This window comes from Nocardia sp. N2S4-5 (assembly GCF_044628355.1).
Taxonomy (GTDB): domain Bacteria; phylum Actinomycetota; class Actinomycetes; order Mycobacteriales; family Mycobacteriaceae; genus Nocardia; species Nocardia wallacei_B.
Map to the genome: position 1 here is coordinate 6,047,353 of NZ_JBIUPM010000001.1, position 23,151 is coordinate 6,070,503.

The window sequence follows — 23,151 nt, forward strand, 5'->3', positions numbered from 1 at the left end:
AGTGTGCACCCGGGCACCGACAGGTGAAGCGATCGCCGGATCGGGGGCACGGTCCCGCGGACGCGCCGTACGCTTCCCTCCGTGCAGAAGGTGCTCCGGGTCGATCTGGTCAGCCACGGCATGACCGAGGCGATGCGCAAGGCCCGATTCCCGGAGAACGAACCGCTGACCGAGGCCGGTCGCCGCGCCGTCGCCGCCCGCGACCTGCTCCGCGCCGCGCGGGTCCGCACCGCGCCCGAACGCCGCGCCGCCGAAACCGCGGCGCTGCTGGGCCTGGTCGGCGAGGAGGACGATCGGCTACGCGATCTGGACGCGGGCGCGTGGCGCGGCGACGAGCTGACGTCGGTGCCGCCGGACGAGCTGTACGCCTGGCTGACCGACCCGGAATTCCGCGGCCACGGCGGCGAGGCCGTCGTCGATGTGATCGAGCGGGTCCGGGAGTGGCTGACCGCCGTCGCGAACGAGGGCGACCCGACCATCGCCGTGACCCATCCGGCGGTGATCCGCGCCGCCCTGCTCGTCGTGCTGGATGCCCCGCCGAAGTCGTTCTGGCGCATCGATATTCCGCCGGTCAGCGTGACCAGGCTGCATTATCGCGGCGACTGGACGCTGCACCTCACGGCGTGACGGGCGGCCCGGCCCGCACCAGCGTGCGCACCGCGTCGGTGATCAGCCGGGCCGGCAGCGACGGATCGATCGCACGCTGGATGCCCAGCCCGAGACCCATGCTCAGCACGGTCGTGGCGGCGTCGGAAGCGGGCATCGGCAGCCGCACGCCGAAGGCGTCGGCCAGCGTCTCCAACTGAGCGGCGACCATGCCGCGCACCAGCGCCAGATTCGACACCAGCGCCGTCTGCAGTTCCGGGTCCTCGCGGGCGACGATGGCGAATTCGAATTCCAGCATGGTCCAGCCGACATCGCCCAGGGTGTGCTCGGCCCAATCCTGAAACCGCGCCAGCCGCTCATCCAGCTCGCCCTCGTCCGCGAGCAGCGCGCTGATCTCGGTGAACTTCCGCTCGTGGATGTCGGCGAGCACGTCGAGGCAGAGCTGAGACTTGGTGCGGAAATTGGAGTAGACCGCGCCCTTGGAATATCCCGCTTCGTCGGCGACTCGCTCCAGGCTGGTGCGCGCGTAGCCCTCGGCGAGGAACAACTCGCGCGCGGTGGCGAGCAGGTCGGCGCGGGTGCGGGCCTGGCTCTCGGAGCGGGTCAGTCTGGCCATATCGCGATTCTAGGTACCGATGGCTTTGGGATACCTACGGTATTTACATTCTGATATGTTCGAAACTATGAGTAACGGCAACCGCCCCCGGCGGCGCGGCCTGGCGATCGGGTGCGGGGGCACGTTGGGGGCGGCGTGGATCGTCGCGGCGCTGGCGGCGGTCCGCGACGCGCTGGACTGGGACCCGCGCACCGCGGACGTGCTGGTGGGCACCTCGGCGGGCGCGGAACTGGTGACCATGCTGGGCAGCGGCGTGGGTGTCGACGAGTTGGTCGCCATGCAGGACGGCAGCACCGCCCATCCGGTCTTGGCGCGACATCTGCGCAGCGGGCCGGGACGGTTTCCGCCACTGCCCCGGCCGTCGGTGGGCGCGCCGCGAATGGCCTTGCACGGCAACCGTTCCCAGCAGCGGCTGCTGACCGTGGGCAGCGGCTTGCTGCCGGTCGGTGGCGGCGACGCGGGGTGGCTCGAACGGTTGGCGACGGATCTGAACCCGGGACGGTCGTGGGTCGCGCATCCGGCGACCTGGCTGGTCGCCATGGATTACGCGACCGGTGAACGAGTGCCCTTCGGTGCGCCGGGCGCTCCGGTGGCCCCCCTCGGCGCGGCGCTGCGGGCCTCGTGGGCGGTGCCGGGCTGGTTCCCGCCGGTGCGAATCGACGGGCGCCGCTACATCGATGGCGGTGCGGCGTCCACCGCTTCGGTGGACCTGCTGGTCCCGTATGAGCTGGACGAGCTGGTGGTGCTGGCGCCGATGGCGTCGACCGGCCGTATTCCGGCGGTGGGTCCGGGGCACTACCTCGAACGGCAACTGCGAAACCGCATGAGCGCCAAGCTCGATGCGGAGATCGCGGCGGTCCGCGCGGCCGGCACGAGGGTGCTGCGGGTGGACGCCACCGCCGCCGACCTGGCGGTGATGGGACCGAATTTCATGGACGGCCGTCGCCGCCGGGACACCTTCGCGCACAGCCTGGGCAGCACCCGCCGCGCCGTCGAGCAGGGCGAATTCGTCTGAGCGAGAAGGGAAGCACGATGAGCGTTTTCGGGGCGGACTATCCGGGCATCGACCTGCGCGGGGCCCGCGTGCTCATCACCGGCGGCGGGCGCGGGATCGGGCAGGCGACCGCGGAGTTGTTCGCGGACAAGGGTTCCCAGGTCACCGTCGCGGATGTCGATGTGGCCGCGGCGCAGGCGGCCGCGGCGGCGTTCGGCGGGCGAGCCTGCGAACTCGACGTGCGGGACCGCGCGGGATGGGACAAGGTGGTCGCCGACCTCGGCGGCGTCGACGTGCTGGTCAACAATGCCGGTGTGATGCCCGCCGGAGCGTTCCTGGCCGAGCCGGATGCCGTGGGCCACACCACGATCGACGTCAATGTGTGGGGCCTGATCCACGGCATGCGGGCGGTGGTGCCGGGAATGATCGAGCAGGGGCGCGGACACGTCGTCAACGTGGCCTCACTGGCCGGGAAGATTCCCCTCCCCGGGCTGGCCGTGTACAACGCCAGCAAGTTCGCCGCCGTCGGCCTGTCGGCGGCGACCCGGCTGGAGTTCGCCGAGCACGGCGTGAGCGTGAGCTGCGTGCTGCCCTCGGCGGTGCGCACCCGCCTGTCGTCCGGGCTGGCGCTCGGCCACGGCCTGCCGACCGTCGACCCGGGGGACGTCGCGGCCGCGATCCTGAAGACCTGCCGGACCCGCCGCGCGGAGGTGGCCGTCCCCGGCTACCTCAACCCCGTCGACCTCGCCCTGGCCGCCGCCCCCGAACCGGCTGTGCGCCTGGTCCGCCGCCTCTTCGACGGCGACCGAGCCCTGCACCCGTCCGACCGCCGGACCCGCGCCGCCTACGAGGACCAGATCCGCGCCATCGCCGAGGACTGATCGGGTGCCTAACCGAAGCGAATGCCTTGGGCCAGTGGGAGTTCGGCGGAGTAGTTGACGGTGTTGGTGGCGCGGCGCATGTAGGCCTTCCAGGCGTCCGAACCGGATTCGCGGCCGCCGCCGGTGTGCTTCTCGCCGCCGAAAGCGCCGCCGATCTCCGCCCCGGAGGTGCCGATATTGACGTTGGCGATGCCGCAGTCGGAGCCGTCGGCGGCCAGGAACCGCTCGGCCTCGCGCTGGTCGCCGGTGAAAATCGCCGACGAGAGTCCTTGCGGCACACCGTTGTGCAGTGCGATCGCGGCGTCGAACTCCTGGTAGGTCAGCACGTACAGGATGGGCGCGAAGGTCTCCTCGCGAACCACCTCCGTCTGGGCGGGCATGCGCACGATCGCCGGACGCACGTAGTACGAGTCCTCTCCGGACACCATGAGACGCTCTGCGCCGCAGACCAGTTCGCCGCCATCGGCCACGGCGCGGGCGACGGCCTCCTGCATCGCCGCGTAGGCCCGCCCGTCGATCAGCGGCCCCACCAGCACGTCGTCCTCCAGCGGATTGCCCACGCGCAGCTGGTGATACGCCTGCTCGATCCGGCCCACCAGCGAGTCGGCCACATCGGCGTGGACGATGAGCCGCCGCAGCGTGGTGCAGCGCTGCCCGGCCGTGCCCGCCGCGGCGAAAACGACACCGCGCGTGGCCAATTCCAGGTCGGCCGAGGGCGTGACGACGGCCGCGTTGTTGCCGCCCAGCTCCAGCAGGCAGCGACCGAACCGGGCCGCCACCCGCGGACCGACCGCGCGGCCCATCCGCACCGACCCGGTCGCACTCACCAGCGCGACCCGCTCGTCGTCGACCAGCCGCTCACCCACCGCCACGCCGCCCTGGATCAGCTGGTGGATCTCCGGATCGGCGCCGACCTCCGCCGCCGCCCGCCGCAGCAGGGCGTGGCAGGCCAGCGCGGTCAACGGCGTTGTCTCCGAGGGCTTCCAGACCACCGTGTCCCCGCACACCAGCGCGACCGCGGTATTCCACGACCAGACCGCGACCGGAAAATTGAACGCCGACACCACCCCCACGACCCCCAGCGGATGCCAGGTCTCCATCAACCGGTGACCGGGCCGCTCCGAGGGCATCGTGCGCCCGTACAGCTGGCGGGACAGCCCCACCGCGAACTCGCAGATGTCGATCATCTCCTGGACCTCGCCGCGGGCCTCGGCGCCGATCTTGCCCGCCTCCAGCGTGACCAGCTCGGCCAGTGCGCCGAGATGCTCGGTGAGCAACTGCCCGAGGCGGCGGACCACCGCGGCCCGCTGCGGCGCGGGGACGGTGCGCCACGACCGGAAGGCATTGGCGGCCTTGTCGATTGCCTCGTCCACCGCCGCGGCCGTGCTCGGGCGCAGGCTCGCCAGCTCGCCCCCGGTGATGGGCGTGCGCGCCGACAGCGCGCCGGGTTCGGGCAGGGCGGCGCCGAGGTCGCGCAGGTGGCGTTCGGCGCGGTCACGCAGGTGGCCGGTGTCGATTGCGGTCGGTGCTGAGGTCATGGGTTACTCCCTGTCCGAGGGTGGCTTTCGCGGCGTCGCGGGCCCCGTCCGGCGGCCGTCGCGGGCTCGGTTCCTGCCACGAGTCCGGTGTGCTGGGTTAGCCTTCGCTGATGGCGGATGCACCGGCGAAACCTGCTCTGGACGACATCGATCGACTGCTCATTCGGGAATTGATGGCCGACGGCCGAGCCACGCTCTCCAATCTGGCGGAGAAGGCGAATCTTTCGGTGTCGGCGGTGCAGTCCCGGGTGCGTCGGCTCGAGGCGCGCGGGGTGATCCGCGGTTACACGGCCAAGGTGGATCCCGAGGCGCTGGGCCAGCTGTTGTCGGCATTCGTCGCCATCACTCCTCTCGACCCCTCGCAGCCCGACGACGCTCCCGCACTGCTGCAGCACATCCCGGGCATCGAGGAGTGCCACTCGGTGGCCGGCGAGGAGAGCTATGTGCTGCTGGTGCGGGTGGCCTCGCCCCGGCACCTGGAGCAGTTGCTGCAGGAGATTCGCGCTACGGCCAACGTTCGGACTCGAAGCACCATCATCCTGCAGACATTCTATGACAGATGAGTCTCGATCGTAATCTTTACGGAGTGCTGTAGCAAAAGCGTAAAAATTTGCGTAATCTGCCAGTGTGACCCTAGAACTGGAGCGCCCAGGGGCGGTTGCCGACGACATGCTGGTCACCCCCTCCCGGGTACACGAGATCCTGTCCGCGAACATCCTCGCCGACGGTTTCGAGCTGGTGCTGGATCTGCGCGCCTCGCGTGGCCGGCGCCTGGTCGACGCCCGTGACGGCACCGCCTATCTGGATATGTTCGGCTTCTTCGCGTCTTCGGCGCTGGGCATGAACCATCCGGCGCTGGCCGACGACGCCTCCTTTCGCGACGAACTCACCACGGCCGCGCTGAACAAGCCGAGCAACTCCGACATCTACACCGTCGAGATGGCGCGCTTCGTAGACACTTTCGCGCGGGTGCTCGGCGATCCCGCACTGCCGCACCTGTTCTTCATCGACGGTGGCGGCCTCGCGGTGGAGAACGCGCTCAAGGTGGCCTTCGACTGGAAGAGCCGGCACAACGAAATGCACGGCCGCCCAGCCGAACTGGGCACCAAGGTGCTGCACCTGACCGGCGCCTTCCACGGGCGCACGGGATACACGCTGTCGCTGACGAACACCGATCCGGTGAAGACCGCGCGCTTTCCGTCCTTCGGCTGGCCGCGCATCGACACCCCGTATCTGGCCGGGGATATCGACATCGAGGCGGCGGAGGCTCGCGCGCTGGCGCAGGCGCGCGCAGCGTTCGCCGAAAACCCGCACGACATAGCCTGTTTCATCGCCGAACCGATCCAGGGCGAGGGCGGCGATCGCCATCTGCGCCCGGAGTTCCTGCGCGCGATGCAGGCGCTGTGCCGGGAGAACGACGCGCTGTTCGTGCTCGACGAGGTGCAGACCGGCGTGGCCGCGACCGGAAGCATGTGGGCCTACCGGCAATTGGGGCTGCGCCCGGACGTGGTCGCCTTCGGTAAGAAGACCCAGGTGTGCGGGGTGATGGCGGGCGGCCGCGTCGACGAGGTGCCCGACAATGTCTTCGCGGTGAGTTCCCGGCTGAACTCCACCTGGGGCGGGAATCTCACGGACATGGTGCGGGCTCGCCGCGTCCTCGAGGTGATCGAGCGCGAGGAACTGGCCGCGCGGGCCGGTCGCCTCGGCGCGCATCTGCTGGACCGGCTGGTCGGGCTGGCCGAACGGCATCCGGCCGTCACCGAACCGCGCGGTCGCGGACTGCTGTGCGCGATCACCCTGCCGTCGGCGCACCGGCGCGACGCGGTCGTCACCGAACTGCGCGAGCGTGAGCACGTCTTGATCCTCGGCACGGGGGAGCGTGGCCTCCGGTTCCGGCCGCCGCTGACGGTGACGGAAGCGGAGTTGGACGAGGCGGTGGATGCATTGGACCGGGTGCTCGGCTGACCCCTGCGCGGCGTGCGGCAGGTTCGTCGCGCGACATCGCTGAAATGTTGCTGCGAAAGACGCTGTGGCCCTCTAGTATTCGTCCATGTCGATTCGCCGGTTCGACTTCTCGGCACGGTGCGGCGCGTGAGCGCCCGGCACGTTCGTCTCGCAGTCTTGGTCACGGCCGTCGTACTGGCCGGTTGCTCACCGGGCGTCTCGGGGGAGAAAGCGCCGACCGGTGCCATCTTGTCCACGGTTGCCACCGTCTCGGGCGAGCCTTCCCCGGCGGCGATGAATCTGCTGCCGGGGATGCCGCCACCGATGTCGGGCACCGATGTGTACGCCGGCGCCCGCGAACTCGCCCCGTCGGTGGCCGATCATTTGCCCCGCGTCTACGTTCCCAACAGCAAGTCGAACACCGTGACCGTGATCGACCCGGCCACCTTCCAGGTCGTCGACACCTACTCCTCGCGGGGCGTGGAGCCACAGCACGTCGTGCCGTCCTACGACATGCAGACCCTGTACGCGACCAACGATCTGCCGATCGGCGGCGGCAGCCTGATGCCGATCGATCCACGCACCGGCAAGTCCGGGGACCCGCTCCCGGTGCGCGACCCGTACAACATGTACTTCACCCCGGACGGCCGCTACGCCGTGGTCGTCGCCGAGGCGGACCGGTCGCTGGATCTCTACGACCCGCACACGTGGCGGCAGGTCGGCTCGGTGCCGGTGCCCGACTGCGCCGGTGTCGACCACCTGGACTTCACCGCCGACGGCCGATTCGCCCTGGCCAGTTGCGAATTCGCCGGTCGCATGGCGGTGCTCGACATCGGCGCGCTGCGGCTGGTGCGGATGGTGGAGCTGCCGGGCGGGCCGCACGGCATGCCGCAGGACGTCAAGCTGTCTCCGGACGGGTCGACCTTCTTCGTCGCGGACATGATGGCCGACGGCGTGTACACCGTGGACGCGAAATCCTTCGACGTCACCGGGCACCTGCCCACCGGTAGAGGCGCGCACGGCCTGTACGTCACCCGGGACTCGCGGCAGCTGATCATCACCAATCGCGGCGAGGGCAGCCTGTCGGTGTGGGACTTCGCGGCGCGGCGGCTGGTGCGCAAGTGGGAGCTGCCCGGCGGCGGCAGTCCGGACATGGGCAATCTCTCCGCCGACGGCCGGGTCTTCTGGGTGGCGGGCCGCTACCACGACGAGGTGTACGCCATCGACATCGTGGACTGGAAGCTGTTGGCGCGCATACCCGTCGGGCACGGACCGCACGGGCTGACCATCTGGCCGCAACCGGGACGCTATTGCACCGGGCATACGGGAGTCATGCGCTGAAAGGTTTTCAGGGCGGGGATTTCCGCGGTTTTTCGCGAGCCTCAAACCGCTTCTCACCTGCGGTTTTCCGCTGGCGGCCAGCCAATAGCGGTACTCGTCGGTAGCCCCTACTCGGATTTCCACCGAGCCTGGCACTCGTTACACTCCGGGGCATGACGAGTGTCCAGCAGCAGCCTACGCCGGGTTCGGCGGGGGCCCCCGATATCCACACCACCGCTGGGAAGCTGGCTGATCTGCGCAATCGGCTGGAAGAGGCGAAGCACCCGATGGGTGAGGCCGCGGTCGACAAGGTCCACGCCAAGGGCAAGCTGACCGCGCGTGAGCGCATTCTGGCGCTGCTGGACGAGGGCTCGTTCGTGGAGATGGACGCGCTCGCGCGGCATCGCAGCGTGAATTTCGGGCTGGAGAACAACCGTCCGCTCGGTGACGGCGTGGTGACCGGTTACGGCACCATCGACGGCCGCGACGTGTGCATCTTCAGCCAGGACTCGACGGTCTTCGGCGGCAGCCTCGGCGAGGTGTACGGCGAGAAGATCGTCAAGGTCATGGATCTGGCGCTGAAGACGGGCCGCCCGCTGATCGGGATCAACGACGGCGCCGGCGCCCGGATCCAGGAGGGCGTGGTCTCGCTCGGCCTGTACGGCGAGATCTTCCACCGCAATATCCAGGCCTCGGGTGTCATCCCGCAGATCTCGCTGATCATGGGCGCGGCGGCGGGCGGGCACGTGTACTCCCCGGCGCTGACCGACTTCGTCGTCATGGTCGATCAGACCAGCCAGATGTTCATCACCGGACCGGACGTCATCAAGACCGTCACCGGTGAGGAGGTCACCATGGAGGAGCTGGGCGGCGCCCACACCCACATGGTGAAGTCCGGTACCGCGCACTACGTCGCCTCCGGCGAGCAGGACGCCCTGGACTGGGTCAAGGACCTGCTGAGCTACCTGCCGAGCAACAACCGCGCCGAGGCGCCGCGGTTCCCGGCGACCGACCCGATCGAGGGCTCGATCGAGGAGTCGCTGACCGAGGAGGACCTCGAACTCGACACGCTGATCCCGGACTCGCCCAACCAGCCCTACGACATGCACGAGGTCATCCGGCGGCTGGTCGACGACGACGAGTTCTTCGAGGTGCAGGCCGAGCGCGCGATGAACGTGATCGTCGGATTCGGTCGGATCGACGGGCGCAGTGTGGGTTTCGTGGCCAACCAGCCCACCCAGTTCGCCGGCTGCCTGGATATCGACGCCTCGGAGAAGGCCGCGCGGTTCGTGCGCACGTGCGACGCGTTCAACATCCCGATCGTCACCCTGGTCGACGTGCCGGGCTTCCTGCCGGGCACCGGCCAGGAGTACAACGGCATCATCCGCCGCGGGGCCAAGCTGCTGTACGCCTACGGCGAGGCCACTGTGGGGAAGATCACGGTCATCACCCGCAAGGCCTACGGCGGCGCCTACGACGTGATGGGCTCCAAGCACATGGGCGCCGACGTCAACCTCGCGTGGCCGACCGCGCAGATCGCCGTCATGGGCGCCTCCGGTGCGGTCGGGTTCGTCTACCGCAAGCAGCTGGCCCAGGCCGCCGCCGAGGGCGCCGACGTCGACGCGCTGCGGCTCGAGCTGCAGAACGAGTACGAGGACACCCTGGTGAACCCGTACGTGGCCGCCGAGCGCGGCTATGTCGACGCGGTCATCCCGCCCTCGCAGACCCGCGGCCAGATCGTTTCGGCGCTGCGGCTGCTGGAGCGCAAGATGGTGACCCTGCCGCCGAAGAAGCACGGCAACATTCCGCTGTGATCCGACGATATGCGCGGTATCGGGAGCACACTCGGTTGTGAGAAACAACAGCAGGCCGCGCGCAACTGCCTCAGCCGAGCAAAGATGGTAAGTAGGGCCCTCGCAGACGAGAGCCGCAACGAATACCGTTCGCGGGCGCCGGGAATGCTCCTGGTTACCGCGAACGCCGGGTCCGGCAGGGCCCGGCACATGGACAGGAGGAGCTGGCGCTGTGACGGCTGTAGCTGATGAAGAGGTACTGCGGGCGGCCGAGCTGGATCTGTCGGTCGACGAATTCGTCGCGATGGAGCCGGTGGTAGCCGACGGCGATACCGAATCGAACGCGGGACCCGTCATCCGGATCCTGAAGGGCTCGCCCACCGACGACGAGATCGCCGCCTTGGTGTGCGTGCTGGCGGCCGCCGCCAATTCCGCCGCGGCTCCCGGTCCCAGCGGCCCGGCCGACGCGTGGGGTCGGCCGACGCTGATGCACCGCGGCACGTCGCCGTTCTCCCCGTACGCCTTCCCCCAACTGTCGCACCTGCGCGACTGACGTGACGGAGTTCGTACTCGGCTCCGCCTCGCCCGCCCGGCTGGAGGTCCTGCGGTCCGCCGGCCTGCGCCCGCTGGTGCGCGTCTCGGAGGTGGACGAGGACGCGGTGGCGGCGGCACTGCCGCCGGGCACCGACCCGGCAGGCGTGGTGACCGCGCTCGCGCGCGCCAAGGCCGAAGCCGCGGCCGCGGCGTTGGTCGCGGAGCGCGCCGAGGTCATCGCGGATTGCGTGGTGGTGGGCTGTGATTCGATGCTGCTCGTCGACGGTGTGCTGCAGGGCAAGCCGCTCACCCCGGAGGTGGCGCGGGAGCGCTGGGCCGCGATGGCCGGCCGCGGCGCCGACCTGCTGACCGGCCACTGCGTGCTGCGCCTGCGGGACGCGCGCACGGTCGCCGAGGTCGCCGACTGCAGCCGCACCACGGTGCATTTCGCCAAGCCCGAACCCGAGGAGCTGGACGCCTACCTCGCCACCGGCGAGCCGTTGCAGGTGGCGGGCGCCTTCACCCTCGATGGCCGGGGCGGCTGGTTCGTCGACCGCATCGAGGGCGACCCGTCGAGCGTGATCGGGATCGGGCTACCGCTGCTGCGTCGACTGCTTGCCGGCGTGGGTGTCGGCGTTGCGCAGCTGTGGGTCGGTTCGTAGCTGCGGACCGACCCGGCTGCCCGCGGGTGCGGCCAGTCGTGGTTCGCCGTTCGCCGGCAGGTCCGGCAGCTCGGCGGGATCCGGCACCAGCGTGCTCGCGAGCGCTTCCAGCCGGGCGACACACATCTCCGGTTCCACGAACGGATGCAGCCGCACGTTGACCGTGTCCCGGCCGCCGTTGCGGTCGAGCACCTCGCGCATCAGCCCCAGATGGACGCCGCACACCACTTCGGAGTGGGTGCGGGCCAGATCGCGCAGCGGGCACGCGGTGAGGCGGATCAGCACCTGCTCGTCGGTCTCGGTGGCCGGGTCGCGTTCGGGTGCGAAGCCCAGTTCCGAGGCCGTGGTGACGGTGACGTCCCGGGCGTCGGCGAGCGAGGCGATCGGCTGGTCGCCGGCCTCCAGTTTGGCGCCCCAGGCTCGCCCGGCGGCGACGGCGGCATCCGAGCGCCGTCGCGGATCGCTGCCGAGCTGGTCGGCCAGCACCTGGGCGAGATCCTGATAGCCGACGGATCGCTGCACCGCGGTGTAACCGATGCGCGGACGGCCGCGACCGCGCGGCGGCTGCTGGAACTGCCGCACCAGCGATTCTCGCGTCAGCACATCGAGATGGAATCGGACGGTGGTGACGTGTTGCCCGGTGACTCGTGCGAGCCTTGGGCATCGAGAGGCTCGCTGGCGCCACGTAGGATCGCGAGCAGGCGCCGTCGTGGCCAAGAATCAGACATAGCTCACCCCTCCTCCCGGGAGACTTTATCGGATGAGGCTGCGACTTAATCGCGCTTCACCCGATTCGTGATGTGAAACCGGCTGCTGTAACGCTTCGCACCTACGATCGGGGTGGAACCTGCTACCACCCGCCTACCCACGCGTGAAGGACCAGACACCGTGCCCGTCGCCCCGGACTCTCATCCATCCTTCGGCTCCCACGCACACTCTCACCGACTAGTAACCACGGAGTGGCTGTCGGCAAACATAGGCGCGCCGGGGCTCAAGATCGTGGAGTCCAACGAGGACGTTCTGCTGTACGACATCGGGCACGTACCCGGCGCCATCAAGATCGACTGGCGGGCTGAGCTTACCGACCCGAGGGCCCGAGATGTGGTCGATGGCGCCCGTTTCGCGGAATTGATGCGTGCGAAGGGTATCGAGCGCGACGACACGGTGGTGGTCTACGGCGACAAATCCAACGGCACGGCGGCCGCGACGCTGTGGGTCCTCGACCTGTTCGGGCACCCCGACGTGCGCCTGCTCGACGGCGGCCGGGACGCCTGGATCTCCGAGGAGCGCGACACCACCTTCGAGGTTCCCGACGTCGGTCTGGGTGAGTATCCGGTGGTGGAGCGGGACGACCGGAGCGCGCGGATCTTCCTCGACGAGGTGCGCGCGCGGCTGGGGCAGTCGCTGATCGACGTGCGCCCGGCGGCCGAGTACCGCGGCGAACTGGCGCGCATCACCGACCGGCCGGAGGAACAGTCGTTGCGCGCCGGGCACATCCCCACCGCGGTGAACATTCCGTGGACCGCCGCGCTGGGCGGCGACGGGCGCTTCCGCTCGCGGGCGGAACTGGACCGGATCTACGCCGCGGCCTCCGAGGCGCCCGAAACAATCGTCTACTGCCGTATCGGTGAACATTCCGCGCACACCTGGTTCGTACTCACTTATCTGCTGGGCCGGGAGAATGTGCGCAATTATGACGGCTCGTGGACCGAATGGAGTAATGCGGTCCGCACGCCGATCGTCAAAGGGCATGAACCCGGGGAAATCCCGGATATCGGCCGCCCCGTTGTGACAGTTCCCTGAACAGGGCCTCCACAGCGAGTCGGGCGCAATGAGGACACACTGTTGTCCACATCACTTCCCAGGGCTTACCGTTCAGTAGCCCCTATCCCGGTTCAGCGTCTGTTGGCAGACTGCCTACACTCGGCCCAGACGATAGTTTGTCCAAAGCACAGGAGGCTCAGTGCCCAGCCATGCCAGCGCGCAGATCACCAAGGTCCTGATTGCCAATCGGGGCGAGATCGCGGTGCGTGTGATCCGGGCCGCCAAGGACGCCGGTATCGCCAGCGTCGCGGTGTACGCCGAACCGGACGCGGACGCGCCGTTCGTGAAGCTCGCCGATGAGGCGTTCGCGCTCGGGGGCCAAACGTCGGCGGAGTCGTACCTGGTGTTCGACAAGGTGCTCGACGCCGCCCGCAAGTCGGGCGCCGACGCCATCCACCCGGGTTACGGGTTCCTGTCGGAGAACGCCGATTTCGCGCAGGCCGTGCTGGACGCGGGGCTGATCTGGATCGGCCCGTCCCCGCAGTCGATCCGGGACCTGGGTGACAAGGTCACCGCCCGCCACATCGCCGAGCGCGCGCAGGCGCCGATGGCCGCGGGCACCAAGGACCCGGTCAAGGACGCCGCCGAGGTGGTGGAGTTCGCGAAGACCTACGGCGTGCCGGTGGCGATCAAGGCCGCGTTCGGTGGCGGCGGTCGCGGCATGAAGGTCGCGCAGACCATCGAGGAGATCCCCGAGCTGTTCGAGTCCGCGACCCGTGAGGCGACCGCGGCGTTCGGCCGGGGCGAGTGCTTCGTGGAGCAGTACCTGGACAAGGCCCGCCATGTCGAGGCGCAGGTGCTCGCGGACCAGCACGGCAATGTGATCGTGGCCGGCACCCGCGACTGCTCGCTGCAGCGCCGGTTCCAGAAGCTGGTCGAGGAGGCGCCCGCGCCGTTCCTGTCCGACGAGGTGCGTTCGAAGATCCACGAGTCCGCCAAGCGGATCTGCAAGGAGGCCGGCTACTACGGCGCCGGCACGGTGGAGTACCTGGTGCAGGGCGAGACGGTGTCGTTCCTCGAGGTCAACACGCGCCTGCAGGTCGAGCACCCGGTCACCGAGGAGACCTCCGGACTCGACCTGGTGCGCTGGCAGTTCCGCATCGCCAACGGCGAGGAGCTGACCATCACCGAGGACCCGACCCCGCGCGGGCACGCGATCGAGTTCCGCATCAACGGCGAGGACGCCGGACGCAACTTCCTGCCCGCACCGGGCCCGGTCACCGTCTACAAGGAGCCGACCGGCCCGGGCGTGCGCGTGGACTCCGGTGTCGTGGCGGGCAGCGTGATCGGCGGCCAGTTCGATTCCATGCTGGCCAAGCTGATCGTGGTCGGCGAGAACCGCACCCAGGCGCTGGAGCGGGCGCGCCGCGCGCTGGCCGAGTACGAGATCGAGGGCCTGGCCACGGTGCTGCCGTTCCATCAGCACATCGTGTCCAACCCGGCGTTCATCGGCGACGGCACGAAGTTCGACGTGTACACGAAGTGGATCGAAACCGATTGGGACAACCCGATTCCGCCCTACACCGGTGGACAGCCGATCGAGGACGACGAGGAAGCCGCGCGCCAGAAGGTGGTCGTGGAGGTCGGCGGCCGGCGGCTGGAAGTGTCGCTGCCGGGCCAGTTCTCCGTCGGCGCGGGCGTGCCCGTCGCGGCGGGCAACGGCGCGGGGGTCATCCGCAAGAAGCCCAAGGCGCGCAAGCGTGGCGGCGCGGGTGGCGGTGCGGCGTCCGGTGACGCGGTCACCGCGCCGATGCAGGGCACCGTGGTGAAGGTCGCCGTCGAGGAGGGTCAGTCGGTCGAGGCCGGTGACCTGATCGTGGTGCTCGAGGCCATGAAGATGGAGAACCCGGTCAACGCGCACAAGTCCGGTGTGGTCACCGGGCTGTCGATCGCGGCCGGCGCCGCCATCACCCAGGGCACCGTGCTCGCCGAAATCAAGTAGGGCGCAAGGATTTTCGCGAGGCCCGGCCGCTCCTCGGAGCGGTCGGGCCTTGTTGTCGGATCGGGCCTTGTTGTGGGCGGGAGTGCCCCGCCGTTCCCACTTCTCGTCGTCCCGATCCGAGTTGCCGCCGACGTGCGACCCGGAAGGGTCAGCGCTCCGTTTTCTTGTCTTCCTTGTTCGGCTTGCGGTGGTCCGATGGCTCCGCCGGGGCGAGGAAACCCGGGAGCTGGATGGGCGGCGCCTGGGACTGCGGTTGCTGGGTCGGGAATTGCAGTGTGGGGATCGGGATCTGGAACGATGTCGGGAATCCCGTCGGGAACGGCAGCGTGTATCCCGGCGGCGGCCAGTCCTTACCCGTCGGCGCGACGGTGCTCGCCTGCGGCTCGGCAGTCGCGGTCGCGGAGACAGCGGGCTGCCGCCCCGGCTGCCCACCCCCACCCTGCGTCAGCACCGCCGTACAGGCCGCGACGAGAGCGAACCCGAGCACGGCCACACCCACCACCACGGTCGCGATCTTGACCACCGACCGCTGTCGCGGCTCCGGCCGCACCGGCTGCCGAGCCGTCCCACCCCCGGCCCCACCCGGCCGCCACGGCGGTTGCCCCCCACCGGGCCCGGGCATGACGCGAGTGGGCCGCAGCGGCTGACCGGCCGCGTCGACCGGCTTACGCGAATCTTCCTGTGCCGCTGGGTCGTTCGGCATGACGCGGGTAGGCCGCAGTGGCCGCCCGGCGGCATCGACCGGGCTTTCCGGCATCGCGCGAGTGGGATGCGGTGAGTGTCCTGCTGAGTGCGCCTGCGCGGCTTGGTCGTTCGGTAGGTGTAGTGGTCGGCCTGTCCCGTGTGGCTCTGCGGAATCTTCCGGATGCGGGTGTGGGTGGCCCGGCCCGGCGCACTGCAAGGCGGGCGATTGGACGGGGGTGTTCGCCTGTGCGCGTGGGGTTTCCGGAAGTGCTCGGGTGGGGCGGAGGGGTTGGCCGGGGGTGTCTGTGCCGGATGGGGGCGCGGGGAGAACGGAGGTGGATTTCGGGGAGGAGGCCCAGGGGGATGCGGGTTGGCCTGTTGCCTGGGTGAGGGGTTCGGATTGTTCGGGGAGGGGTGGGGTGCGGGGGACGGGGTGGGGCATGCCGATGGCGGTGCGGGCGGCGGCGGCGAGGTCGCCGGCGGTGGGGTAGCGGTGCTCGGCGTTCTTCGCCATGCCGCGGGCGATGACCGCGTCCAGGGCCTGCGGGATCGCGGGGTTGTCGGCCGACGGGCGCGGGGGGTCCTCGCGCAGGTGGGCGTGTAGTTGCTGGACCGGGTCGGTGTCGCCGAAAGGGCGCTGGGCGGTGAGGCATTCGAACAGCACACAGGCCAGCGAATAGATGTCCGAGCGGGAGTCGCCCTGGCCGGTGAACCGCTCCGGAGCCATGTACGCCAGCGTCCCCACCGTGAAACCCGTTGCGGTGATGGTGGTCTGGTTCGGCGCCCGCGCGATGCCGAAATCGATGAGGTACGCGAAACCGCTCGCGTGCACGATGATGTTGGCGGGCTTGACGTCGCGGTGGATCAGCCCGGCCGCGTGCGCCGCGTCGAGCGCCTCGGCGATCTGGGACACGATATCGACGGCCTCGGGCGCCCCGATCGGCCCGGGCCGCAGCCGCCGGGCCAGATCGGTGCCGGGCACGTGCGCCATGTCCAGGAACAGCCGCCCGTCCTGCTCCCCGAAGTCGTGGATCGGCACGATGTGCGGATTGCTCAGGCTCGCGCCGATGCGCGCCTCGCGTTCGAACCGCCGCCGATAGTCGGGGTCCTCGGCCGCGGTGATGGTGAGAATCTTCAGCGCCACCGAACGATCGGCGGCCGTGTCGCGGGCCAGCCACACCTCACCGACCGAGCCCCGCCCGATCATCCGGTCGAGCCGGTACTTGCCGAACGTCCGCGCCGCCATCAGCGCCTCCAGGTGAGACGGGTGCCGCGCTGCCGGAACATGGTTCGACCCTAAACCGGCGTCACCGCACGAGACCAGTGTGGGCCGTGCGACAGTGGGAAGCGCTAATCTCGTGTCATGGCTGATACTCCCGACGTCCGCATCGGTACCGCGGAGCGCGAAAAGGCCATGGAGCAGCTTTCCCAGCATTTCGCCGCCGGGCGGCTCTCGGTGGCGGAGTTCGACGAACGCAGCGGTGTGATCGCCGCGGCGGTGACGCGCGGCGACCTCGCGCCGGTCTTCGCCGACCTGCCGCAGCCGGTGGCCGACGAGCCCCGCGCACCGCGCCCCCGGCCGGGCGGTCGGCCGCAGATCCAGGGTCCCGCGATGGGCCTGACCGTCATCCTGGCGCTGGTGCTGTTCTTCACCACCGGCAGCTGGCTGTGGTTCCTGATGATCCCGGCCGCGGGCATCTTGATCGGTTCGCTCGGGCACGGCGGCCATCGGCGTCGTCACGAGATCCGGGGGGAGCGGCACCTGGCGGCCGAGGCGCACCGGCTGGAGATCGAGCAGCACCGCCGCGAGCTGAAGCAGCAGGCGCGCGAACTCCGGCAGCAGCACCGCGACCGGCGGCGGGGCCGGTAATGGAGCCGATCGAGATCAACGCGGGCGGCTGGTACCTGCGCGCCCTGCGCGCCGACGACCGCATCGACGACCGCCCCGCCCTCGCCGACGGCGGCATCACCGATCCGGAGTACGTGGACCGCCGCGCCCGCGAATGGGCCGAGCAGACCCACTACTCGTGGGCGGTGTGCGAACCGACCACCGCGGAAATGGTGGCCGAGATCGTCGTCACGCCGAATCCCGATGGCACCGCGGATATTTCGGGCTGGGCCCGCGAGAGCTACGACGGTGCACTGGAATCCGGTGAGCAGGCCGTGCGCCGTTTCGTCGCCGGTGCGCTGGGCCTGCAACCGATCTGAGGTCCTGATTCGACGCGAAAAGCGTTGCACAGCAATAGCTTCTGCTAATTCAAGGTACCGCGCCGCCGAATATTCACTGTCGCGACACCTATCTCGCGAGTTACGGTGAACACCCCCCGTTGTCGAGCGTTGGGGAGGCGCAACATGTGGGAGTGGAGTAGAACCGTCGCCGAACGAGCCGCCGCCGCGGTGTGGACCGGGTCGGCTCGCGAACCGCGGCCGACCGTGGTCGACCCCGAGACCTGGCGGGAGAACACCGAGCACGACAACGATCGCGACGATGCCGACGCGATCTCCGTATCCGCACAGCTCGGCGAGTATTGCCTCATCGCCTGAACGCGTGCCACGGCGCCGCATCCGCACGGGTGCGGCGCCGTGTTCGTACCGCAGTAGTAGCCTGCGGGAGTGCAGAGGCCACCCTTGGATGCCGAACTCCTGCGGCGCGGCGTCGCCGAACTCCCGGAGTTGTCGTTGTTCTCCCGCATCGACGTGGTGGAGTCGACCGGTTCCACCAACGCCGACCTGCTCGCGCTGGCCGACGACCTGGATGCGGACGGCCGCGTACTGGTCGCGGAGACGCAGCGCACCGGCCGCGGCCGCCACGATCGGGTCTTCGTGAGCCCGCCGCGTGCGCAGATCGCGATGTCGGTGCTGCTGCGACCGCGCGGCGTCGACCCGTCCGCACTGGGCTGGCTGCCGCTGCTGGCGGGCGTGGCGACGGTGGACGCGGTGCGGGCCACCACCGGCCTGCGGGCGAGCCTGAAATGGCCCAACGACGTTCTGATCGACGGCCGCAAGGCCGCGGGCATCCTGGCCGAGGTCGCGCCGGGACCGGACGGCCCGGCAGTGGTGCTCGGCATCGGCCTCAACGTCAGCCTGACCGAGGAAGAGTTGCCGGTCCCGCACGCCACGTCGCTGGTCCTCGCCGGCGCCGCGGAGGTCGACCGCACCGCGCTGGTGCGGTCGATGCTGCGCGAAATCGCCGGGTATTTCACCGCGTGGCGCGCCGCCGGTTGGGACCCGTCCGGCCTGGCGCGCGAATACCGAACGCGCTGCGCCACTCTCGGCATGGCCGTGCGCGCGGAGCTGCCCGGTGGCGAGGTGCTGACCGGAACCGCCGCCGACGTGGACGGTCAGGGGCGGTTGCTGATCGGCGACCGGCCGGTCTCGGCGGGCGATGTCACCCACCTGCGGCCGCAGGACTGAGAGTCACTGCGGCACAGTAGGTTACGCCGTTACACCGGTGTCAGTTCGCGTGCCCGCTCGCGCGCCAGCAGCCGATCGCGCTGCTCCTCGAATTTGACCACATCCTGCGCCAGCTTCTCCAGATAGGCGGCGAGACGCTCCCTGGCTTGTTCGCCACGCGGCCCGAAATCGTTGCGCTCGAAGATGTTCCAGTTCTTCAGCACGGGCGCCACCACCTCCTCGTGGTGCTGGCGCAGGTCGTAGATGCCGTGCTTGGCCATCATGACGCCGTTGCGGCGGAAGTCGGGCATGCCGTATCCGGGCATGGTGAAGTTGGTGAGCACCTTGACGATCGCCTCGATCGCCTGGTCCGGCGCCAGATCCAGGCCCGCGGCGCAGAGCGTCCGGTAGAAGATCATGTGCAGGTTCTCGTCGGCGGCCACGCGTTGCAGCATGCGGTCGGCGATGGGGTCGTCGCACACCCGGCCGGTGTTGCGGTGTGAGACGCGAGTGGCCAGCTCCTGGAACGTCACATAGGCGACGTTCTCCAGGAAGCCGCCCCAGTCGTCGGGCGAGTGGGCGCCGTTGGTCATGTGGATCATCCGGGCCTGTTCGAGCGCGACCGGGTCCACGCCGCGGGTGACCACCAGGTAGTCGCGGATCACGATGCCGTGGCGGTTCTCCTCGGCGGTCCAGCGGCCGACCCAGGTGCCCCAGGCGCCGTCCTGGGAGAAGTTCTCGGCGATCTCGCGGTGGTAGGAGGGCAGATTGTCCTCGGTGAGCAGATTGGTGATCATCGCGACCTTGGCGACCTCGCTCAGCGTGGATTGTTCGGGCGCCCAATCCACTCCGCCCATGGCGGCGAAGTTGCGGCCCCGGTCCCAGGGCACGTAGTCGTGCGGGTGCCAGTCCTTGGCCATCGACAGATGCCTGTTCAGGTTCTGCTCGGCCACCGGCTCGAGCTCTCGCAGTATTTCCAGCTGAGTCAGTTCCTCGGTCACGCACGCCTCCGCTATCGCAAATGGACAGGAAAAAGCCGGGTCGTCCTTCGGTGCTGCAGAAAGAGCCATGGAGATCCGCGCGTGCCGTCCGTGCGCCGTGCTGGCGTCACGTGGCTCCGGTCGCGGTAGCTGCAAATTGTGCAGCACAACGGCGTTCGCTGTCAGGAAATTTCGTATCTTCACGCGGTAGGGTTCGATTATGGGCTACCCGGAGGAGCTGCTCGCACCCGAGGAGCGGTTGCTGCTGCACCGTCATCCGCATTGGAAGATGCTGTTCTGGCCCGCGATCACGCTGATCGTGGCCACGGCCGTCGCCGGGTTCGCCGGGGGCTTCGCCTACCGCAATACCGAGGGCACCGTCCGCAGCGCCGTGCTCATCGCCGTCGTGGTGATCTGGGTGGCGCTGCTGCTGTGGCGCTGCGCGGCGCCCGTACTCCGGTGGAAGTCAACGCATTTCATCATCACCGACCGGCGCGTGCTGGTCCGCGAGGGCGTGCTCACCCATACCGGTATCGACATCCCGATGAATCGGATCGCCAATATCCAGTTCCGGCACGGGCTTTCCGATCGCATGCTCGGCACCGGCACCCTGATCATCGACGCGGCCTCCGGCGATCCGCTGGAGTACGACGACATCCCGCAGGTACAGAAGGTGCACGCGCTGCTGTACCACGAGGTCTTCGACAATCCGCACAGCCCGCCCTACGACCACGGCCGGTCCGGCCGACGTTAGCGCCGCGGCTGCGTAATCTTGGAGCGTGACCGCTGTACTGCTGGCCGAAGACGACGAGGCCATCGCGGCCCCGCTCTCCCGGGCGCTGGGGCGCGAGGGCTACTCGGTGACCGTGGAGAGTTTCGGTCCCGCGGTGCTGCAACGCGCCTTGGAGGGCGGGCACGACCTGCTGATCCTGGATCTCGGCCTGCCCGGCATGGACGGTCTGGAGGTGTGCCGCCAGGTGCGAGCGCGCGGGGCCGATCTGGCGGTGCTGATGCTCACGGCGCGCACCGACGAGGTCGACTTCGTGGTCGGCCTGGACGCCGGCGCGGACGATTACGTGGGCAAACCGTTTCGCTTGGCGGAGTTGCTGGCCCGGGTGCGGGCCCTGTTGCGGCGGAGCGGAATCGGCGACGAGGCGGTGGAGGTGGGCGGTATCCGGCTGGAGCCGCAGGCGCGCCGGGTGCTGGTGAACGGGCACGAGGTGAACCTGGCCAACAAGGAGTACGAACTGCTGAAGGTACTCATAGACAAGGCCGGTCAGGTCGTCCCGCGCGAAACGATCCTGCGGGAGGTGTGGGGCGACGCCGATCTGCGCGGCTCCAAGACGCTCGATATGCATATGTCCTGGCTGCGTCGCAAGATCGGGGACGAGGGGCCGGTGGCCGAGCGCCGGATCGTGACCGTGCGCGGCGTCGGCTTCCGGTTCAACACCGACTGAGGAGCCCATGCGCCGCCGAATACTGTTGTCGATGCTCGCTGCCCTGACCCTCACCACGGTGGTGCTGGGCATCCCGCTCGGCTTTACCGCCTGGCAGTGGGTGGCCGACATCACCCGCGGCGACCTGCGGGCGCGGCTGGACCGGATGGCCGTGGAGATCGTCGCCCAGGAGCGTGACGACGGGCAGGTGCACGGCGCGCTGGACCTGCGCTCGGTGCGGCCGCTGATCCCGCCCGGCGGGCGTCTCACGGTCGTGTATCCGACGCCGGAGGATTCCGCGATGCGCGTCGACGCGGGCGTGCCGGGGGTGGACGACCCGGTGGTGGAGTCGCTGTCCATGGGCACCTCGGGTTCGCTGCGCCTGGAAGTTCCGGCGGCGCCGATGCATTCGATGCAGCGGCAGGCGGTCGGCGCGGTGGCGCTGGTGGCATTGGCCTCGCTGGCGGCGGGTGCGGCGGTGGCGGTGGTGACCGCGCGCCGGGTGGCCGATCCGCTGCGCGATGTCGCGGCCCGCGCCGCGCGGATCGCGGTCGGCGACTTCCGGCTGGACGCGCGGCGGCACGGCATCACGGAACTGGATCGCGTGTCCGACGTATTGGATGCGGCCGCCGTCGAGATCGCCGGGCGGCTGCAACGCGAGCACGCGCTGGTCGCCGATGTCTCGCATCAGTTGCGCAGCCGCCTGACCGCGGTGCGGCTGCGGCTGGACGAGCTGTCGGTGCACGACGATCCGGATGTGGTGCACGAGGCCGAGGAGGCGATGGCGCAGGTCGACCGCCTGACCGAGGCCATCGACGATCTGGTGCGCGCCTCCCGCGACGAGGGCGCCGCCGACCGCGACCCGGTGCCCGTGGTGGAGGAACTGCGCGGTGTGGTGGCCGAATGGCGGCACCCGTTCACCGAGGCGGGCCGCAAGCTGATCCTGTCCGGCGACCCCACCCTGACCGCCCCGGTGACCGGCTCCCGGCTGCGCGAGGCGCTGGCGGTGCTGGTCGACAACGCCCTGATGCACGGCGGCGGCGACTGCACGGTGTCGGTACGCACCGTCTACGGCGGCCCCGACCGCGAACCCCTGGTAGCCGTCGAGGTGGCCGACGAGGGCGACGGCGTCAGCGACGACCTCGCCCCGCACATCTTCGACCGCGGCTTCTCCGGCGCCGGATCCACCGGCGTCGGCCTGGCCCTGGCCCGCGCCCTGATCGAGGCCGACGGCGGCCGCCTCGAACTACACCGCCGCCGCCCCGCCCTCTTCGCGATATTCCTGGGCAAGCCCAGCGCGGCGAAGGGCGAGAACGGCACCGCGACCAGCGAACCGCGATGACGAATCAGCTGTGCCCGAGCTGCTCTTCCTCTTCGTACAATTCCTCGAATTCTTCTACGAGCGTGTCGATTTCGTTCGGGAAGACCCAGCGGCGCATGGACCAGAATCGGAAGACCATCTGGAGGATATTGCCGACCAGGTAGGCGCTGAGGAAGTCGGAGATGTTCTCGGCGGCCAGGCTGATGTGGGGGACCTGGAGGTCGAGCCAGTAGCGCGATACCCACAGCGGCAGGAAGCTCAGGACCACGCCGATGCCGCTGACGGCGAAGAACAGGAGGGCCTCGTGGTGTTTCTCGCGACCGCCGCGCCCCTTGAACGACCATTCCCGGTTGAGAATGTAGGAGGCGATGACCGCGATGACACCCGAAATGATCTTGGCGGTAACCGGCTTCGGCGACAGTACCGTCAATTTGAGGATGTAGAAGATGCCGCTGTCGATGACGAACGTGGTGGCCCCCACAATCGCGAACTTGATCAGTTCGTGATGGCGATAGGCGAGATCCCGAAGCGTTCTGGGTAGGGCGCTGACCACGTTGTCGACGATTGACACGGACCGAGTCTACGTCGCTCGATTTTTCGGCAACCAACCCGACCGCAGTTGCGAGGGCGGTGCCATGACAATATTGGGGGCCGTGAACGAGCCCAGTACCCGTCCCTTCGAT

General features: G+C 69.5%; 23 protein-coding genes and 1 pseudogene. 18 read left to right on the forward strand and 6 right to left on the reverse strand.

Going from position 1 to position 23,151, the window contains the following annotated elements; all coding sequences use genetic code 11:
- Positions 1-81: 81 nt before the first annotated feature.
- Complete coding sequence (locus ACFMRZ_RS27810; protein ID WP_400181338.1) at positions 82-627, forward strand: histidine phosphatase family protein; 546 nt, start codon at positions 82-84, stop codon at positions 625-627.
- On the opposite strand, the gene ACFMRZ_RS27815 is transcribed toward ACFMRZ_RS27810, so the two are convergent.
- Positions 617-1,222 carry a TetR/AcrR family transcriptional regulator gene (locus ACFMRZ_RS27815; protein WP_400181339.1) on the reverse strand — a complete coding sequence of 202 codons (606 nt, stop codon included), beginning with the start codon at positions 1,220-1,222 and terminating at the stop codon, positions 617-619. The two genes, ACFMRZ_RS27810 and ACFMRZ_RS27815, sit on opposite strands and share 11 nt — an antisense overlap.
- Positions 1,223-1,289: 67 nt before the next feature.
- Between ACFMRZ_RS27815 and ACFMRZ_RS27820 the strand changes: the two genes are divergently transcribed.
- Positions 1,290-2,237, forward strand: coding sequence for a patatin-like phospholipase family protein (locus ACFMRZ_RS27820; RefSeq protein WP_400181340.1), 948 nt, complete (start codon positions 1,290-1,292; stop codon positions 2,235-2,237).
- Between the two features lie 17 nt (positions 2,238-2,254).
- Entirely contained in the window at positions 2,255-3,097 is an 843-nt protein-coding gene (locus ACFMRZ_RS27825) for an SDR family oxidoreductase (RefSeq protein WP_400181341.1), read from the forward strand.
- A gap of 8 nt (positions 3,098-3,105) precedes the next feature.
- Here ACFMRZ_RS27825 and ACFMRZ_RS27830 read toward each other — a convergent pair whose 3' ends face one another.
- Positions 3,106-4,635: an aldehyde dehydrogenase family protein gene (locus ACFMRZ_RS27830; RefSeq protein WP_400181342.1), complete on the reverse strand. Its 1,530-nt coding sequence runs from the start codon at positions 4,633-4,635 to the stop codon at positions 3,106-3,108.
- Between the two features lie 110 nt (positions 4,636-4,745).
- On the opposite strand from ACFMRZ_RS27830, the gene ACFMRZ_RS27835 reads away from it, so the two are divergent.
- The 6 genes from ACFMRZ_RS27835 (at position 4,746) to ACFMRZ_RS27860 (ending at position 10,888) form a co-directional block, all read left to right on the forward strand.
- Positions 4,746-5,198 (forward strand): Lrp/AsnC family transcriptional regulator, encoded by a 453-nt coding sequence (locus tag ACFMRZ_RS27835; protein ID WP_187685059.1) that lies wholly within the window; start codon positions 4,746-4,748, stop codon positions 5,196-5,198.
- A gap of 106 nt (positions 5,199-5,304) precedes the next feature.
- Positions 5,305-6,600 carry an L-lysine 6-transaminase gene (lat, locus tag ACFMRZ_RS27840; protein WP_400182989.1) on the forward strand — a complete coding sequence of 432 codons (1,296 nt, stop codon included), beginning with the start codon at positions 5,305-5,307 and terminating at the stop codon, positions 6,598-6,600.
- A 126-nt stretch (positions 6,601-6,726) separates the two neighbouring features.
- On the forward strand, positions 6,727-7,920 hold the full coding sequence (locus ACFMRZ_RS27845; RefSeq protein WP_400181343.1) for a hypothetical protein: 1,194 nt from the start codon (positions 6,727-6,729) through the stop codon (positions 7,918-7,920).
- Between the two features lie 152 nt (positions 7,921-8,072).
- On the forward strand, positions 8,073-9,713 hold the full coding sequence (locus ACFMRZ_RS27850; protein ID WP_280271385.1) for an acyl-CoA carboxylase subunit beta: 1,641 nt from the start codon (positions 8,073-8,075) through the stop codon (positions 9,711-9,713).
- Between the two features lie 211 nt (positions 9,714-9,924).
- Positions 9,925-10,245, forward strand: a complete 321-nt coding sequence (locus ACFMRZ_RS27855) for an acyl-CoA carboxylase subunit epsilon (RefSeq protein ID WP_400181344.1) — start codon at positions 9,925-9,927, stop codon at positions 10,243-10,245.
- A 1-nt stretch (position 10,246) separates the two neighbouring features.
- Complete coding sequence (locus ACFMRZ_RS27860) at positions 10,247-10,888, forward strand: Maf family protein (protein WP_400181345.1); 642 nt, start codon at positions 10,247-10,249, stop codon at positions 10,886-10,888.
- On the opposite strand, the gene ACFMRZ_RS27865 is transcribed toward ACFMRZ_RS27860, so the two are convergent.
- Positions 10,820-11,491 carry a helix-turn-helix transcriptional regulator gene (locus ACFMRZ_RS27865; protein WP_400181346.1) on the reverse strand — a complete coding sequence of 224 codons (672 nt, stop codon included), beginning with the start codon at positions 11,489-11,491 and terminating at the stop codon, positions 10,820-10,822. The two genes, ACFMRZ_RS27860 and ACFMRZ_RS27865, sit on opposite strands and share 69 nt — an antisense overlap.
- A 285-nt stretch (positions 11,492-11,776) precedes the next feature.
- Here ACFMRZ_RS27865 and ACFMRZ_RS27870 point away from each other — a divergent pair, with 285 nt between their 5' ends.
- Both ACFMRZ_RS27870 and ACFMRZ_RS27875 read left to right on the forward strand, forming a co-directional pair.
- Positions 11,777-12,691, forward strand: coding sequence for a sulfurtransferase (locus ACFMRZ_RS27870; protein ID WP_400181347.1), 915 nt, complete (start codon positions 11,777-11,779; stop codon positions 12,689-12,691).
- A 160-nt stretch (positions 12,692-12,851) separates the two neighbouring features.
- Positions 12,852-14,654: an acetyl/propionyl/methylcrotonyl-CoA carboxylase subunit alpha gene (locus tag ACFMRZ_RS27875; protein WP_280271390.1), complete on the forward strand. Its 1,803-nt coding sequence runs from the start codon at positions 12,852-12,854 to the stop codon at positions 14,652-14,654.
- 148 nt (positions 14,655-14,802) lie between these two features.
- On the opposite strand, the gene ACFMRZ_RS27880 is transcribed toward ACFMRZ_RS27875, so the two are convergent.
- Positions 14,803-16,584, reverse strand: a complete 1,782-nt coding sequence (locus tag ACFMRZ_RS27880) for a protein kinase (RefSeq protein WP_400181348.1) — start codon at positions 16,582-16,584, stop codon at positions 14,803-14,805.
- 117 nt (positions 16,585-16,701) lie between these two features.
- On the opposite strand from ACFMRZ_RS27880, the pseudogene ACFMRZ_RS27885 reads away from it, so the two are divergent.
- The 4 genes and pseudogenes from ACFMRZ_RS27885 to ACFMRZ_RS27900 all read left to right on the forward strand — a co-directional run.
- Positions 16,702-17,082 (forward strand): annotated as a pseudogene (locus tag ACFMRZ_RS27885) (DUF1707 domain-containing protein); the annotation flags it as partial.
- A 125-nt stretch (positions 17,083-17,207) separates the two neighbouring features.
- On the forward strand, positions 17,208-17,546 hold the full coding sequence (locus ACFMRZ_RS27890) for a hypothetical protein (RefSeq protein ID WP_400181349.1): 339 nt from the start codon (positions 17,208-17,210) through the stop codon (positions 17,544-17,546).
- Between the two features lie 144 nt (positions 17,547-17,690).
- Positions 17,691-17,882, forward strand: coding sequence for a hypothetical protein (locus ACFMRZ_RS27895; protein WP_280274781.1), 192 nt, complete (start codon positions 17,691-17,693; stop codon positions 17,880-17,882).
- Positions 17,883-17,951: 69 nt separating this feature from the next.
- A complete protein-coding gene (locus ACFMRZ_RS27900; protein WP_400181350.1) occupies positions 17,952-18,752 on the forward strand; it encodes a biotin--[acetyl-CoA-carboxylase] ligase in 801 nt (266 codons plus the stop codon).
- Between the two features lie 29 nt (positions 18,753-18,781).
- Here ACFMRZ_RS27900 and ACFMRZ_RS27905 read toward each other — a convergent pair whose 3' ends face one another.
- Complete coding sequence (locus ACFMRZ_RS27905; protein ID WP_280369433.1) at positions 18,782-19,732, reverse strand: acyl-ACP desaturase; 951 nt, start codon at positions 19,730-19,732, stop codon at positions 18,782-18,784.
- Between the two features lie 199 nt (positions 19,733-19,931).
- Here ACFMRZ_RS27905 and ACFMRZ_RS27910 point away from each other — a divergent pair, with 199 nt between their 5' ends.
- Genes ACFMRZ_RS27910 through ACFMRZ_RS27920 form a run of 3 tightly spaced genes read left to right on the forward strand, consistent with a single transcriptional unit; the run spans position 19,932 to position 22,489 of the window.
- Positions 19,932-20,465 (forward strand): PH domain-containing protein, encoded by a 534-nt coding sequence (locus tag ACFMRZ_RS27910; protein WP_400181351.1) that lies wholly within the window; start codon positions 19,932-19,934, stop codon positions 20,463-20,465.
- Between the two features lie 25 nt (positions 20,466-20,490).
- A complete protein-coding gene (locus ACFMRZ_RS27915) occupies positions 20,491-21,168 on the forward strand; it encodes a response regulator transcription factor (protein ID WP_195100056.1) in 678 nt (225 codons plus the stop codon).
- 7 nt (positions 21,169-21,175) lie between these two features.
- Complete coding sequence (locus ACFMRZ_RS27920) at positions 21,176-22,489, forward strand: HAMP domain-containing sensor histidine kinase (protein WP_280274778.1); 1,314 nt, start codon at positions 21,176-21,178, stop codon at positions 22,487-22,489.
- Positions 22,490-22,493: 4 nt separating this feature from the next.
- Here ACFMRZ_RS27920 and ACFMRZ_RS27925 read toward each other — a convergent pair whose 3' ends face one another.
- The gene (locus ACFMRZ_RS27925) at positions 22,494-23,039 is read right to left on the reverse strand and encodes a GtrA family protein (RefSeq protein ID WP_280274777.1); all 546 of its coding nucleotides are present in this window, start codon (positions 23,037-23,039) and stop codon (positions 22,494-22,496) included.
- Positions 23,040-23,151: the final 112 nt, after the last annotated feature.